Raw genomic sequence first — 14,166 nt, 5'->3', positions numbered from 1 at the left:
GATGTTATTAACAGCATACAATGGTGCCATTCTTGGACCAATTGCAAAATTACTTGGCTGGATAATGAATGGCATGTATATTTTAATGGAAAAAGTTGGAATTACCAACGTTGGACTTTCTATTATTTTATTTACCATTGTTATTTATGCTTTAATGTTCCCATTGACTTATAAACAGCAGAAGTTTTCGAAGTTATCCCAGAAGATGAACCCGGAACTTCAGGCGGTCCAGAAAAAGTATAAGGATAAAAAAGATACCGTATCCATGCAGAATATGCAGACTGAGACACAGCAGATCTATGAGAAGTATGGTGTTTCACCGACAGGCAGCTGTGTGCAGATGTTAATCCAGATGCCTTTACTGTTAGCTTTGTACCGTGTGTTTATGAATGTTCCTGCCTATATCAGCAGTGTGAAGGATGTTTATCTTGATCTGGTTGATAAGATCATGGCAACAAGCGGCTATCAGGATATTATGACAAACCTGATGAGCACATTAAAATTGAACACAGTACAGGTTGATTTTACGGCAACAGATACAACAACATTACAGAATTATGTAGTAGATGTTTTATCAAAAATGAGTTCTACCGGATGGGATTCCTTAAGAGAGTCATTCCCGGCGCTCACAGATTCCATTGATTCTACATATGGTGTAGTTTCTCATGTAAACAACTTTATAGGATTAAATATTTCAGATACTCCATTTCAGATCATCAAAGCTGCATTTGCAGGTGGAAGTATTCTGATGGCAGTTCTTGCATTGCTGATTCCTGTGATTTCTTATTTGACACAGGTTTTAAATATCAAGTTAATGCCAACGGCTGCAACAGCAGGCGGAGATAATGACCAGATGGCTCAGCAGATGAAGATGATGAACCGTACTATGCCATTATTCTCACTGGTAATGTGTTTTACTGTTCCGGTCGGTCTCGGTATTTACTGGATTGCAAGTGCGGTTGTAAGAAGTATCCAGCAGTTCTTCTTAAATAAACATTTTGATAAGATTGATCTGGATGATATTATTGCAAAGAATCAGGAAAAAGCAAAGAAAAAACGTGAGAAAATGGGAATTTCCGAAAACCAGATTTCCAATGCTGCACGTATGAACACAAGACAGGTTACAGCAAGTTCCAAGAGTTCCGTTAAGACAACGGCAGAGAAGGAACTTGAACTTGAGAAGGCAAATGCATTGAAAGCGAATGCAAAACCTGGAAGTATGGCTGCAAAAGCAAACCTGGTCCGTGAATTTAACGAGAGAAATAATAAGAAAAACTAACAGATTATTTTTCAAAAACGTGTTGGTAAGATAACGTATATGTGGAGGTTATTGTTATGGAGTATATTGAAGTATCAGCAAGAACAGTCGATGATGCTATCACAGAAGCTCTTATAAAACTTGGAGCTACCAGTGATCAGATTGAATATGAAGTAATCGAAAAAGGAAGCACAGGATTTTTAGGAATCGCAAGAAAAGATGCTGTGATCAAAGTTCGTAAGAAATATTCTGTAGAAGGTGATATCACAGAATTTTTACAGAAAATCTTTGCTGCTATGGATCTTAAAGTTGAGATCATTATTGAAAAAGCAGAAGATGGTAATACTTACAACGTAGAACTGAAAGGAGATGACATGGGTATCCTCATTGGTAAAAGAGGACAGACTCTCGACTCCCTGCAGTATCTTGCAAACCTTGCAGTGAATAAAAATTCTGAGGAATACATTAAAGTTAAGATTGATACAGAAGATTACCGCAAGAGAAGAAAAGAGACATTGGAGAATCTTGCAAAGAACATTGCATACAAAGTAAAGAGAACAAAACGTCCTGTTTCTTTAGAACCAATGAATCCTTTTGAGAGAAGAGTTATCCATTCTGCATTGCAGAATGACAAGTTTGTAACAACACACAGCGAGGGCGAAGAACCATACAGACATGTGGTTGTTACTTTAAAAAGAGATAGAGAAAGATAAATTCAAGTATAGAATTTAAAAGACCAGAAGCTGCACGTTACAAAGCTTTATGAAAATGCCGGAAATGATATGGCAGGTTCTTATGAAGTTTTGCGGCGTGCAGTTTTGTACATGGAAAGGATATCACTATGGGAACGGATACCATTGCTGCAATTGCAACTGCAATGACAAGTTCAGGAATCGGAATCGTAAGAATCAGCGGAGACGAGGCAGTTTCTATCACAGACCGTATTTTTGAAATGAAGAATCAGAAAAAGTTAGAAGATATGCCAACGCATACAATTCACTATGGTCATATTCATGATGGAGATGAAGTGATCGATGAAGTTATGGTTGTTCTGATGAGAGGACCGAAAAGTTATACCAGGGAAGATACGGTTGAGATAGACTGTCATGGCGGCGTTTATGTCATGAAGAGAATTTTAGAAACAGTTATCAAATATGGTGCGCGTCCTGCAGAGCCGGGTGAATTTACAAAACGTGCATTTTTAAATGGAAGAATTGATCTCTCACAGGCAGAATCCGTTATTGATGTTATCAATTCCAAGAATGAATTTGCATTAAAAAGTTCGTTGAGCCAGCTTTCCGGTTCTGTTTCAGAAAAAATTAAAGAAATCCGCGGAAATGTTTTACATGAGATTGCATTTATCGAAAGTGCATTAGATGATCCGGAGCACATCAGTCTGGATGGATATCCGGAAAAACTATCCGGTATAGTATCGGATGTGATAAAAAAAATTGATAAACTGCTTGCAAACAGTGATAATGGAAAAATGTTAAAAGAAGGTATTTCAACTGTTATTGTTGGGAAGCCGAATGCCGGAAAATCTTCTCTTTTAAATTTTCTGGTTGGAGAAGAGAAGGCAATCGTTACAGATATTGCGGGAACAACAAGAGATGTTCTGGAAGAACAGATTAATTTAAACGGTATTTTATTGAATATCATTGATACCGCCGGAATCCGTGACACGGAAGATGTCGTGGAAAAAATCGGTGTGGAACGTGCAAAGAAATATTTGAATAATGCCGATCTTGTTATTTATGTAGTTGACACATCCACAGCGTTAGATGAAAATGATCATGAGATCATGGAATTATTGAAAGACAGACATGCAATCGTTTTGTTAAATAAATCTGATTTAAGTCCGGTCACAACTGTGGAAGATATCAGAAAACATCTGGATAAAAAAATGATATCAATTTCTGCAAAAGAGCAGACCGGAATGGATGATCTTGAAGAAACGATCAAAGAAATGTTCTTCTCAGGGGAAGTTACATTTAATGATGAAGTTTATATTACGAATATCAGACATAAAACATCTTTACAGGAAGCTTTACGAAGTTTACATTTAGTATTGCAGAGTATTGCAGATGATATGCCGGAAGATTTTTATTCCATTGATCTGATGAATGCTTACGAGGAACTTGGAAATATTATCGGTGAATCTGTGGAAGATGATCTGGTAAATGAAATCTTCAGTAAATTCTGTATGGGTAAATAAAAAATAATTTGCAGATTGTAAATGTGAAAGAGAATCATTCAAAATCTTATATGAGTTGAGGACAGAAAAATGGAAGAGAAGAAGATTCCGTATGTAGAGGAAGAATATGATGTGGTTGTAGTCGGAGCCGGACATGCCGGATGCGAGGCAGCGTTGGCGTGTGCAAGACTCGGACTGGAAACAATTATTTTTACCGTGAGTGTAGACAGTATAGCGATGATGCCGTGTAATCCGAATATTGGAGGAAGTTCCAAGGGACATCTGGTTCGTGAGATCGATGCGCTCGGTGGTGAGATGGGAAAAAATATCGATAAGACATTTATCCAGTCCAAGATGTTAAATAAATCCAAAGGTCCGGCCGTTCATTCACTGCGTGCTCAGGCAGATAAAATGAATTATAGTATGGAGATGCGTAAGACGCTTCAGAATACCGATCATCTTACCATCCGTCAGGCAGAAGTTTCTGAAATTATCACGGAAACAACAGCGCTGGAAAATGGAAAAGAGATTCAGAAAATGACAGGCGTGAAAACGTTTTCAGGTGCGGTTTATCATTGTAAAGCAGTCGTATTGTGCACAGGAACTTATCTTTGCGCAAGATGTCTGACCGGTGAGATGATCACATACACCGGACCAAACGGTCTGCAGGCAGCAAACCATCTGACGGATTCCCTGAAAGAGCATGGAATTGAAATGTTCCGTTTTAAGACAGGAACACCTGCACGAATCGACAAAAGGTCTGTTGATTTTTCAAAAATGCAGGAGCAAAAAGGAGATGAGAGAGTTGTACCTTTTTCCTTTACAACTAATCCTGAAGATGTGCAGATCGACCAGGTTTCCTGCTGGCTGACTTATACAAATGAGAAAACACATGAGATCATCCGGAATAACTTGGACCGCTCTCCAATTTATGCAGGAATTATTGAAGGTACAGGACCAAGATACTGTCCTTCCATTGAAGATAAGGTTGTAAAATTTGCGGATAAGGACAGACATCAGATTTTTATTGAACCGGAAGGAATAAATACGAATGAGATGTATGTTGGAGGAATGTCTTCCTCTTTACCGGAAGATGTCCAGCATGAAATGTACCGCACGCTGCCGGGACTTGAACATGTGAAAATTGTCCGTAATGCTTATGCGATTGAGTATGATTGTATCAATCCAAATCAGTTGTATGCTACTCTGGAATTTAAAAATATCAAAGGACTGTTTTCCGGTGGTCAGTTTAATGGAAGCAGTGGTTATGAGGAGGCTGCCTGTCAGGGACTGGTTGCCGGAATCAATGCAGCCATGAGTATTCTCGGAAAAGAGCCGCTGATATTAGATCGCTCCGAGGCTTATATAGGAGTTTTAATTGATGATCTTGTGACAAAAGAAAATCATGAGCCGTATCGCATGATGACTTCCCGTGCGGAATACCGTTTGCTGCTCCGTCAGGATAATGCCGATCTGCGTTTATCAAAAAAAGGATATGAGATTGGTCTGATCTCACAGGAGCGTTATGACTGGATCTGTCAGAAGGAAGTATTGATCCAGAATGAGATTGAACGTGTTGCCGGAGTTAAGATCGGTGCTAATAAAGAGGTTCAGGCTCTTTTGGAAAGTTACGGAAGTATTCCATTAAATACAGGAACAACTTTAACAGAACTCATTCGCAGACCTGAACTTGATTATGAAAAATTAGCTCCAATCGATAAGGAAAGACCTGAGCTGCCTTATGATGTAGTTGAACAGGTTAATATCAATATCAAGTATGATGGATATATCGTGCGGCAGATCAAACAGGTAGAGCATTATAAAAAACTGGAAAATAAAAAAATAGCAGAAGATTTTGATTATGATGAAGTACCAAGCCTCCGTATTGAAGCCAGACAGAAGTTAAAACTTTACAGACCGTTATCAATTGGCCAGGCATCGAGAATTTCAGGAGTCTCCCCGGCAGACATTTCGGTACTTTTGGTTTATATGGAGCAGATGAAATATCATAAAGGAAATATAAAATGACATATAATTTAGAAAAATTTTTAAAAGGTCTGGAAGAACTTCAGATTGAATTAAGCGATAATCAGATAAAGCAGTTTATCAGATATTATGAGATGCTGGTGGAAAAAATAAAGTTATGAATCTGACTGCGATCACAGAATTTGATGAAGTCATTGAAAAACATTTTCTGGATAGTCTCTCCCTGATCAAAGTGTATGATCTCCAAAAAGAAGTTTCAGTGATGGACATGGGAACCGGCGCCGGATTTCCGGGGATTCCTTTGAAAATCGCATTTCCAAATCTGAGGATGACACTTGCTGATTCTCTGAATAAAAGAATATTATTTTTACAGGAAGTGATAGAGAAACTTGGATTAAAAGATATTGATGCACTTCACGCGAGAGCGGAGGAGCTTGGAAAAAATAAGGAATACCGTGAAAAGTTTGATCTGGTTGTCTCAAGGGCAGTTGCAAACCTTTCTTCCTTAGAAGAGTATTGTGTTCCTTTTGTAAAAATAGGTGGAAACTTTATTTCTTATAAATCCGGTGAAATTGAAGAGGAAGTTGCTAATGCAAAAAATGCAACATTTTTGCTTGGAGGAAAAATGAAAGAAGTCTATAAATTTGATCTGTATGAGCAGAAAAGATCGTTTGTCGTGATCGATAAGGTGAAGGGAACACCGAAAACTTATCCGAGAAAAGCCGGAACACCGACAAAGACACCGTTGTAAAAATAATAGTTACTGAGTGATGTAATAATTGGGTGATAAAATAAATCACCATATACACAAACTCCTGTCTTTTTTATGATGCAATAACATGCTTAAATGTAAAAATTTTTACATTCTATTATAAAACGTGTTTTTAATGCATCATTTGGAGGACAGGAGTTTTTTCTTTTTATTATTAAATTCAAAAATGATCCTACTTTAAAAACATATCAATTGCTTCCACAACTTTATCGGCAACTTCCAACTGAGGATATTTTTTACAGTTGGATAAGTATACGATTTCATTTCCGGAGTTTGTCTTTTTATAAGAATCAGCAATTGCGATAGCATCTTTCATGTTTCGACTTTCTATCACATAAATTGGAGTTTCTAATTTTTTCAGCGCATGTTCGATACTGTTCTTTGTGTAATTTGCTTCCATGCTTGCCATTAAATATTTACCATGACTGAAATTCATGTGGGCTGCTTCGTAATATGCGTCGATCAATTTGGAAGAAACGAGTTGTGGTCTTGCATAATATTCCTCACGGAAATACTTGGTGATGTTGGTATTGCTCACTTTGATATTGTAAAGGAAGGTTCCAATCACAGGGAGTTCCAATAAAGTTTTTTTCACAGATGCATATTTATCGGTTGTAATATGAAGCTCTTTCAAAGAAGTCGGATTGATCGCAATAATAGAGTTTGCCAGATCCTTATTCATATTGCAAGCTAACGTTACAAATGAGATTGATTCATTCGATGCAATAATATCTGTTTTTCTCCAATTACATTTTGGATAAAATCCGTCACAAGCTGAACATATAAATAATTGGTGTAAGTTAAGTACGGTTTTGCAGAGCGTCCACATCCAAGTAAGTCCAGTGTGTAGACAGTATGTTTCTTTTCCAGTTTTCGAATCACTTTGCACCATTCATAAGAAGAGCTGACCGGATTCAGATCGTGAATCAGCAATAACGGACTGCCTGATCCGCGTTTCGTATAATAAATCTGTCCGTTTTTCCAATCGTAAAAATTGCCGTTCTCTGCTTTCAAAATATTCTTGATATCAGCTGTCATATTAATAAATCTGTTAACAAAATGGATTGTTCCAGCGGCAAGAGCTGTCAACAGAAAAAAATGTTTGATATTCTTTTTCATAGAAACCTCCTTATTTATTTTATGATCATTAAAAGATGCATTTCATATAATTGAATAATCGTTTCACCATTTCATAATCATAAATCTTTATTTAATAATATTATATCCGCTTTTTATAACATATACAAATTAATTTTTGAAAAATCATTCATTTCTTTTACATATTTTGAAAATTTTAGTTTACTTAGAAAAAATAAGATAACTATAAATGTAGTATAATTGTTTTTAAAATAATGATATGGTATAATGTGCGTATGCAATGAGTAGTGCCAATCGAGAATAGCAGCATTATTAATGATTACTCAAAAGTAAAGGAACAAGTGATTATGGTCATAGAATATTTACAGCAAATAAAAGATTCTTATTTCGAACAGAAACATGCATTGGAAAAACAGTTAAATTTATTAGAAATTCAATTAAAAGAAAATACCGGAATGATAAAAATGTTGGAGGAAACAAATGATTCGTGCTACGAACTGTTTACACCTAGAAATGTTAATTCAAAGAATAAAGCTAAAATTAATGAACTGATGGAAGAACAGAAAAGTATCAATGAGTCTATAGAAAATTTGAAAAATTCTATCAAAGAATATTCTAGTAAGATCGAACAATTAGATCAGATAGTGGAAGAAGAAAATCGAGAAATTGAAATTGTTCAAGAATATACGGAGACAATGTCACAACAGAATATAGTAAGTGAAGATGAAAAGATAGAATCATCGGAAGATAATTTACTTGATGGTATGAAGAATATTTTGAATCGAGTGGAGTTATGCAGCCGGTTGATTGATATTGATCCAGTTCGATGCAGATTGGAATTAAGTTCTGTTATGAAAATTCTTACTGATCTGATTGAAGAAAAAGATGAATCGGATTTTTGAAATATATATTTCTAAAAGAGACACTTTTCCCAATTAAAATAAATTCATAAATCTATTAGGTAGATAAATTATATATAAAGGAAAAACACATATGAGTAACAAAATATATAAGAGTAAGATGAAAGATGAAAATAGATTACTTGGAAAATTTGTGAATATATCATTAATCCCTTTATCAATTATCTTTGTGTTATTATTTTTGAAAATAATAGTAACAGAAATATCATTTCATAAAATGATTGCGGAAATGGTTGAGGGGATTGATTATTACATTGAAGATATAGTAATAACAGATAAAGAAACTGTAGAGGACTATAATGGTTCGGAATCAGGTGCAACGAATTATTTTTTTTAATATGGACATGATACTGATAAGCGGATGCAAGTAAATCAAAAAGTGTATTCTCAATATAATGTAGGAGATATGTTCCCAGCTTATACAAAGGATCATTATTATTATGGTTCAACAATTAATTCGATTTTGCCAAAAACTGAGTATAAAAACAATGAATTAAGTAAAGCCGGTATAGTAACAATTGGTTGTCTAATACTATTACTGCTTATATATAAATGGATTGATAATTTGAAAAAAAAGACAAACAATAAATAGTCAAGACCGTAAAATGTTTCACGTGAAACATTTTACGGTCTATGTTATATTTTAACAATATTTAGTAGGCTCTTATAATATTAAATACTATAGTTTGAAGTGACACAATAAAAATATGAATGTTTCACGTGAAACATTTTTGGATAATTAATCATAGCATTTGAAATATAGAAGTGTTATAATATACAACGTAGAAAAAAACAACAAAAATATCTGCTTATAAAATAGTAAAAATATCCAGCTATTATGGAATGAAAATTGATTATATCATGAAGCACAAATCTATGATCGTTATCTATACCCGCTTCGCTCGGTAGATTATATCATACACAAAAAAACACATGATTCACAGGGCAGTCTTTATTTATATTATTATAAAGAAACATAATAGCTAATAACAGAACTATGGGAAAGGAAAATATAATGGGTAGAATTATAGCAGTAGCAAACCAAAAGGGTGGTGTTGGTAAGACAACAACAGCAATTAATCTGGCTGCTTGTCTTGCGGAAGCAGGAAAAAAAGTATTAACAATTGACCTTGATCCACAGGGAAATATGACAAGCGGACTTGGAGTAGATAAAAATGAAGTGGAAAATACAGTTTATGAGTTAATGCTTGATGAATGTTCCATTAAAGAAAGTATGACGGATACGGTTGTAGACGGAATGAAAGTAATTCCATCAAATGTAAATCTTGCCGGAGCTGAAATTGAATTATTAGGTATTCCAGAAAAGGAATACATATTAAGAAATGCTGTTGATTATATCAAAGAAGATTATGATTTTATTGTAATTGATTGTCCGCCATCTTTAAATATGCTGACAATTAACGCAATGACAACTGCAAACTCTGTCCTGGTTCCAATTCAATGTGAATATTATGCGCTGGAAGGATTGAGCCAGTTAATACATACCATTGATCTTGTACAACAAAGATTAAATCCAAATCTTTTGATTGAAGGGGTTGTCTTTACAATGTATGACGTGCGCACAAATCTTTCTAATCAGGTAGTTGAAAATGTAAGAAATAATTTAGATGCAAAAATATATGATACATTGATACCAAGAAATATTCGTCTGGCAGAGGCACCATCTTATGGATTGCCAATTAACTTATATGATTCCAAATCTGCCGGAGCAGAAAGTTACCGTTTACTTGCAAAAGAAGTAATAGATAGAAAGGATATTTAAAATATGGCAACCGCAAAGAAAAATGGATTAGGCAAGGGACTTGATTCACTTATTACTAATAAAGTAAATACTGCAAAAACAACAACAGCAACAACAAAACCAGCTGTTAAAAAAGATGAAAAAGTAGTGGAAGGTATACTCGTTAACATTAATAAAGTAGAACCAAACAGAGAACAGCCAAGAAAAAATTTTGATGAGGATGCACTTTTGGAATTAGCAGAGTCCATCAAACAGTTTGGTGTTTTACAACCATTACTTGTACAACAGAAAGATGATTACTATGAGATCATTGCTGGCGAAAGAAGATGGAGAGCTGCCAAACTTGCTAATTTAAAAGAGGTTCCTGTTATTATCAAAAAATTAACAGAACAGGAAGTTGTAGAAATTTCACTTATTGAAAATATCCAGCGTGAAAACTTAAATCCAATTGAAGAGGCAATTGCATATAAAAGACTTTTAACAGAATTCAATTTAAAACAGGATGAAGTAGCGGAACGTGTATCAAAAAGCAGAACAGCGGTAACAAATTCAATGCGTTTGCTGAAATTAAATGAAAAAGTTCAACAGATGGTCATTGATGATATGATTTCTACCGGCCATGCCAGAGCACTGCTAGGTCTTAATGATCTGGAAAAACAATACACGGTAGCACAGCAGATATTTGATGAAAAGCTAAGCGTTCGTGAAACAGAAAAATTAGTAAAAAAAATCCAGCAGGAAAAAAATCAGAAAGATACAGAAAAGAATAAAAAAATAGATCCGAAATTAGAAGCAATCTGCAATGACCTGGAAGAGAAGATGAAAGGAATTTTAGGAACAAAGGTTGCTATTAATCAGAAAGATAACAAAAAAGGAAAAATTGAAATCGAATATTATTCCATGGATGAACTGGATCGCATTATGGATTTATTCAGAACTATAGAAAAATAATAGAGTATTTTTATAAAAATCGATTCAATAAAAATAAGTTCGTTATATGAAACAGCAGAAGGAGAAAAAATGATTTCACAGTATTTAGGATTTGATTCAGATTATATTATCATTGGACTAGCAGCACTGGTTTTAATACTTATTATTTTAATGATTATAAATGTAGTTCAAATGAGTAAATTGAAAAAGAGCTATAAGATTTTTATGAAAGGAAAAAATGCAAAAAACTTAGAGGATACACTTATTAAAAGGTTAAATCAGGTAGATGATCTGATAAATGCAAATTCCGCAAACGAAAAAAATATAAAAACCTTATTCCAGAACATGCAGAGAACATATCAGAAAATGGGACTTGTAAAATATGATGCATTTAATGAGATGGGTGGCAAGCTGAGTTTTTCTCTGGCAATGCTTGATGTGAAAAATAATGGATTTATCATTAATGCGATGCACACAAGAGAGGGCTGTTATACTTATATTAAAGAAATCATTGATGGAAATTCAGTGATTGTTTTATCTGGTGAAGAACAGGAAGCATTAAACAACGCAATGGGGGAAAATAACATTGCAAAATAGAAAGACATATTATATAATAAAGTCCGTCTTGTAAATAGTAAAATTGGTTTACATAATTAAAAAATCGGAAAGGAGGATAGTAGTATGCACAAATTTTTAAGAGCAGTCGGTTTTTCAAAAATCACAAAAGAAGAGCTGAATGATATTTTTCAAAAAATAATAGAGAGACCAATGCTGCAGAAAGTGGCAGAGGATTCCGAAGGTAATGAGTTTGCAGAGCTCTCTATCGAGTTTGGAGATTTCTTTGGACTGTCTTTGAGAGGAACATTTAATGAGAATGATTCTTTTGAGATGAGCTACTACTATCCTTATTTTTGTGGTAATAAAATTTCAACAACGGAACAGATTGATATTGAAAAACATGCAGAAAAAGAGTCTTATGCGGGAATCTGTGATGAGGTAAGACTTGGCGTTACATTGATTTTTTATTTGCAGAATGTGGCGGATTATCTGTCTGTGAAAAATAATAAATTTTACATGAGTCAGGCAAATGGAACAGTGCTTGCTGCGCTTTCTACAGAAGGAAAAATTTTACTTCCTATTAATAAAGATGAACATAAGCAGAAGCTGACAGAACAGACTATGAACGAAAGAAATGGATTGATCGCTGCAGCCAGAAAGGGAGATGAAGATGCTATCGAGAATCTGACTTTGGAAGATATCGACACTTATTCCCTTCTTTCAAGACGTGTACAGCATGAAGACATTTTGAGTATTGTGGATTCTTACTTTATGCCTTATGGAATTGAAAGTGATCAGTATTCCATTCTTGGTGAAATCATGGATTGCAGGCTATTGCAAAATTCGTATACAGAAGAAAATGTTTATGCGATAGATATCAAATGTAATGATGTAGAATTTCCAATCTGCATCAATCAGAAAGATCTGATTGGTGAACCAGCAGTTGGAAGAAGGTTCAAAGGAAACATCTGGTTACAGGGAAGTATTAATTACAGAGATTAGTGATTTTTACAAAATCACTAATCTGATGAAAGAAAAAGATTGAACTTCTCTGATAGTTGGAATATAATAAACAAGTATTTGTTCCCTTAGTTAAATGGATATAACGGGGTCCTCCTAAGACTCTATTGTAGGTTCGATTCCTATAGGGAACGCTCATTTTTAGCGGTAATGGAGATAGTTTCATTGCCGCTTTTTTCATGCAGAATTGTAATTTCAGTGACAAATTTGTCAGCGAAGCAGGACTGAAAATACTGATTTTGTCAGCGGGAATGGATGCTTGTCACCGATTCACACTTTCCTAGCCGTCACCCAGAGGGATTAACTACAGTGTAGACCATAATTTGGGAAAGAAAAGCATTGAGCTCATTGGAGAAGAATGTGGAGACAGCCCCAAGCAGGTTCAGAGGTATATCAAAATAACAGAACTTATTCCTGAAATGCTTGAAAAGGTGGATGACGGAAGTATGGGATTTACTCCGGCGGTTCAGTTGTCATTTCTGAAAAAGAAGGAGCAAAAGGAAATGCTAGATGTAATGGAATTTGCACAGTGCACACCATCTTACCAACAGACATTATCAGGGTGGATTTCCCCAAACTGTGCGAAGAGAGTGTGTTGGAGGAAGGGGTATTAGATGAAGATACAGCTGATTGATTTTGGAGGGAGAAGTCCAGAGAGAGCTCATGCCAATGATGCCGGTGCTGATGTATTCAGTCCCAAGGATGCTGTGATCCGGCCGGGAGATATCTGTAAGTTGCCTCTGGGATTTGGATGCCAGTCCTGATACCGTATTTTACTTTTGAAAACTGGAAGGAGCGTGGTACGGGGGCTTTTGGTTCCACTGGGAGATAAGGAGAACCTCTTCGCAGAGATTCTCCTTGATTTTAAACGGTAGGTTTTGTAGGTCTTACTGTAAGCTGTAAACCGAGATGCTGAAAAATATTAAGCAGTGTTCCGAGATTCGGGGTTGTTTTGCAGGATTCGATCCGTGCTACGGATGATTGTGGAATACCACACATAGCAGCAAGCTCTCTCTGGCTAAGTCCAAGAGAAGTACGCTGTTCCACCATGGCACTTACGATGGAGGAAATATTTTCAACTTCATCGATGTCTTTTCCAATTTCAGGATCAACGGTTCTTACATGTTCCTTATAGTCATTCCAGGTTTTCATAATCATTCAGCCTCCTTTCGGGCAAGGTAATCATCACGTTCAGCCTTTGCCCGTTCAATTTCGCGCTTGGGAGTTTTTTGAGTTTTCTTGCGGAATTGATGCAAAAGCACAAAGGTATCATTTTTGAAATAAAAATATAAAACACGGTTATTGCCTGGGCGAAGCTCCCAGATATCATCATCAAGGTGTTTTGTGATATTTTCATTAAGCCGTGTACCATTATCTTCGAGGAGCTGGATGTACAAACTTATCTGTTTGTATTGAATACGGGCATCTTTGTTTGTAGCTGCTTTGACTCGAAGAGATTCAAGAAATTCCCAAAGCTCTGATCTGCCATTGGAATCTTCGTAAAATTCAATGTTGTACATTAGTATATGTTCTCCAAGTGGAAATATTTATTCTATATACATGATAGCATTTATGCTATCAAAAAGCAAATAAAAAATGAAAGAAGGAAACAAAATTTGAGTGAAAAAAATATAAAACTGATTTATGTGTAGCTCAACATAAACAAGC

Annotated in this window: 16 protein-coding genes, 1 tRNA gene and 1 pseudogene; 14 read left to right on the top strand and 4 right to left on the bottom strand. The window is 35.3% G+C overall.

The features are described from left to right. The first annotated feature begins 1 nt into the window (after position 1). The 5 genes and pseudogenes from ROSEINA2194_RS14080 to rsmG all read left to right on the top strand — a co-directional run bounded on the left by ROSEINA2194_RS14080 (position 2) and on the right by rsmG (position 6,189). Entirely contained in the window at positions 2 to 1,279 is a 1,278-nt protein-coding gene (locus ROSEINA2194_RS14080) for a YidC/Oxa1 family membrane protein insertase (RefSeq protein ID WP_007888598.1), read from the top strand. Positions 1,280 to 1,335: 56 nt separating this feature from the next. Further along, on the top strand, positions 1,336 to 1,971 hold the full coding sequence (jag, locus tag ROSEINA2194_RS14075) for an RNA-binding cell elongation regulator Jag/EloR (protein ID WP_007888596.1): 636 nt from the start codon (positions 1,336 to 1,338) through the stop codon (positions 1,969 to 1,971). Between the two features lie 128 nt (positions 1,972 to 2,099). Then, on the top strand, positions 2,100 to 3,473 hold the full coding sequence (mnmE, locus tag ROSEINA2194_RS14070; protein WP_007888594.1) for a tRNA uridine-5-carboxymethylaminomethyl(34) synthesis GTPase MnmE: 1,374 nt from the start codon (positions 2,100 to 2,102) through the stop codon (positions 3,471 to 3,473). Positions 3,474 to 3,542: 69 nt separating this feature from the next. Further along, positions 3,543 to 5,480 carry a tRNA uridine-5-carboxymethylaminomethyl(34) synthesis enzyme MnmG gene (mnmG, locus tag ROSEINA2194_RS14065; RefSeq protein ID WP_007888592.1) on the top strand — a complete coding sequence of 646 codons (1,938 nt, stop codon included), beginning with the start codon at positions 3,543 to 3,545 and terminating at the stop codon, positions 5,478 to 5,480. Beyond that, positions 5,477 to 6,189 (top strand): annotated as a pseudogene (gene rsmG, locus ROSEINA2194_RS14060) (16S rRNA (guanine(527)-N(7))-methyltransferase RsmG). The gene mnmG and the pseudogene rsmG overlap by 4 nt, the downstream one beginning before the upstream one ends. A gap of 193 nt (positions 6,190 to 6,382) precedes the next feature. Here the strand turns inward: rsmG and ROSEINA2194_RS22185 are convergent. Both ROSEINA2194_RS22185 and ROSEINA2194_RS22180 read right to left on the bottom strand, forming a co-directional pair. Next, positions 6,383 to 6,892, bottom strand: coding sequence for an alpha/beta fold hydrolase (locus ROSEINA2194_RS22185; protein ID WP_007888587.1), 510 nt, complete (start codon positions 6,890 to 6,892; stop codon positions 6,383 to 6,385). A gap of 14 nt (positions 6,893 to 6,906) precedes the next feature. Further along, complete coding sequence (locus ROSEINA2194_RS22180) at positions 6,907 to 7,329, bottom strand: alpha/beta hydrolase (RefSeq protein WP_007888586.1); 423 nt, start codon at positions 7,327 to 7,329, stop codon at positions 6,907 to 6,909. A 326-nt stretch (positions 7,330 to 7,655) separates the two neighbouring features. On the opposite strand from ROSEINA2194_RS22180, the gene ROSEINA2194_RS14050 reads away from it, so the two are divergent. From ROSEINA2194_RS14050 to ROSEINA2194_RS21255, 9 genes are all read left to right on the top strand, one after another. Then, a complete protein-coding gene (locus ROSEINA2194_RS14050; protein ID WP_044928245.1) occupies positions 7,656 to 8,210 on the top strand; it encodes a hypothetical protein in 555 nt (184 codons plus the stop codon). Between the two features lie 91 nt (positions 8,211 to 8,301). Next, complete coding sequence (locus tag ROSEINA2194_RS19855) at positions 8,302 to 8,565, top strand: hypothetical protein (RefSeq protein ID WP_007888584.1); 264 nt, start codon at positions 8,302 to 8,304, stop codon at positions 8,563 to 8,565. A gap of 678 nt (positions 8,566 to 9,243) precedes the next feature. Next, positions 9,244 to 10,011 carry a ParA family protein gene (locus ROSEINA2194_RS14040; RefSeq protein ID WP_021922606.1) on the top strand — a complete coding sequence of 256 codons (768 nt, stop codon included), beginning with the start codon at positions 9,244 to 9,246 and terminating at the stop codon, positions 10,009 to 10,011. A 3-nt stretch (positions 10,012 to 10,014) separates the two neighbouring features. Continuing rightward, positions 10,015 to 10,941 (top strand): ParB/RepB/Spo0J family partition protein, encoded by a 927-nt coding sequence (locus ROSEINA2194_RS14035; protein WP_007888577.1) that lies wholly within the window; start codon positions 10,015 to 10,017, stop codon positions 10,939 to 10,941. Between the two features lie 69 nt (positions 10,942 to 11,010). Beyond that, positions 11,011 to 11,517 (top strand): DUF4446 family protein, encoded by a 507-nt coding sequence (locus ROSEINA2194_RS14030; protein ID WP_007888575.1) that lies wholly within the window; start codon positions 11,011 to 11,013, stop codon positions 11,515 to 11,517. Between the two features lie 84 nt (positions 11,518 to 11,601). Next, a complete protein-coding gene (locus ROSEINA2194_RS14025) occupies positions 11,602 to 12,480 on the top strand; it encodes a DUF3881 family protein (RefSeq protein WP_007888573.1) in 879 nt (292 codons plus the stop codon). Between the two features lie 80 nt (positions 12,481 to 12,560). Further along, a tRNA-Arg gene (locus ROSEINA2194_RS21260) sits at positions 12,561 to 12,632 on the top strand. Between the two features lie 189 nt (positions 12,633 to 12,821). After that, positions 12,822 to 13,112: a hypothetical protein gene (locus ROSEINA2194_RS14020; RefSeq protein WP_007888567.1), complete on the top strand. Its 291-nt coding sequence runs from the start codon at positions 12,822 to 12,824 to the stop codon at positions 13,110 to 13,112. Continuing rightward, the gene (locus tag ROSEINA2194_RS21255) at positions 13,113 to 13,262 is read left to right on the top strand and encodes a hypothetical protein (protein ID WP_007888566.1); all 150 of its coding nucleotides are present in this window, start codon (positions 13,113 to 13,115) and stop codon (positions 13,260 to 13,262) included. 100 nt (positions 13,263 to 13,362) lie between these two features. Here the strand turns inward: ROSEINA2194_RS21255 and ROSEINA2194_RS14010 are convergent, their stop codons facing one another. Together ROSEINA2194_RS14010 and ROSEINA2194_RS14005 are read right to left on the bottom strand one after the other, a co-directional pair. Then, a complete protein-coding gene (locus tag ROSEINA2194_RS14010) occupies positions 13,363 to 13,650 on the bottom strand; it encodes a helix-turn-helix domain-containing protein (protein WP_015517757.1) in 288 nt (95 codons plus the stop codon). Between the two features lie 2 nt (positions 13,651 to 13,652). Beyond that, the gene (locus tag ROSEINA2194_RS14005; protein ID WP_007888560.1) at positions 13,653 to 14,018 is read right to left on the bottom strand and encodes a type II toxin-antitoxin system RelE/ParE family toxin; all 366 of its coding nucleotides are present in this window, start codon (positions 14,016 to 14,018) and stop codon (positions 13,653 to 13,655) included. Between the last annotated feature and the right edge of the window lie 148 nt (positions 14,019 to 14,166).

The sequence above is a fragment of the Roseburia inulinivorans DSM 16841 genome (assembly GCF_000174195.1).
In the GTDB taxonomy this organism is placed as follows: domain Bacteria; phylum Bacillota; class Clostridia; order Lachnospirales; family Lachnospiraceae; genus Roseburia; species Roseburia inulinivorans.
The sequence above is the reverse complement of the archived record's forward strand: the minus strand, read 5'-3'. Positions and strand labels throughout refer to the sequence as shown.

Coding starts and splice junctions, on each gene's coding strand:
- ROSEINA2194_RS22180 (WP_007888586.1), bottom strand. CDS start 7,329: ATGAAAAAGAATATCAAACATTTTTTTCTGTTGACAGCTCTTGCCGCT.
- ROSEINA2194_RS14025 (WP_007888573.1), top strand. CDS start 11,602: ATGCACAAATTTTTAAGAGCAGTCGGTTTTTCAAAAATCACAAAAGAA.
- mnmE (WP_007888594.1), top strand. CDS start 2,100: ATGGGAACGGATACCATTGCTGCAATTGCAACTGCAATGACAAGTTCA.
- ROSEINA2194_RS22185 (WP_007888587.1), bottom strand. CDS start 6,892: ATGAATAAGGATCTGGCAAACTCTATTATTGCGATCAATCCGACTTCT.
- ROSEINA2194_RS14005 (WP_007888560.1), bottom strand. CDS start 14,018: ATGTACAACATTGAATTTTACGAAGATTCCAATGGCAGATCAGAGCTT.
- ROSEINA2194_RS21255 (WP_007888566.1), top strand. CDS start 13,113: ATGAAGATACAGCTGATTGATTTTGGAGGGAGAAGTCCAGAGAGAGCT.
- ROSEINA2194_RS14010 (WP_015517757.1), bottom strand. CDS start 13,650: ATGAAAACCTGGAATGACTATAAGGAACATGTAAGAACCGTTGATCCT.
- ROSEINA2194_RS14050 (WP_044928245.1), top strand. CDS start 7,656: ATGGTCATAGAATATTTACAGCAAATAAAAGATTCTTATTTCGAACAG.
- ROSEINA2194_RS14030 (WP_007888575.1), top strand. CDS start 11,011: ATGATTTCACAGTATTTAGGATTTGATTCAGATTATATTATCATTGGA.
- ROSEINA2194_RS14080 (WP_007888598.1), top strand. CDS start 2: ATGTTATTAACAGCATACAATGGTGCCATTCTTGGACCAATTGCAAAA.
- ROSEINA2194_RS14035 (WP_007888577.1), top strand. CDS start 10,015: ATGGCAACCGCAAAGAAAAATGGATTAGGCAAGGGACTTGATTCACTT.
- mnmG (WP_007888592.1), top strand. CDS start 3,543: ATGGAAGAGAAGAAGATTCCGTATGTAGAGGAAGAATATGATGTGGTT.
- ROSEINA2194_RS14040 (WP_021922606.1), top strand. CDS start 9,244: ATGGGTAGAATTATAGCAGTAGCAAACCAAAAGGGTGGTGTTGGTAAG.
- ROSEINA2194_RS19855 (WP_007888584.1), top strand. CDS start 8,302: ATGAGTAACAAAATATATAAGAGTAAGATGAAAGATGAAAATAGATTA.
- jag (WP_007888596.1), top strand. CDS start 1,336: ATGGAGTATATTGAAGTATCAGCAAGAACAGTCGATGATGCTATCACA.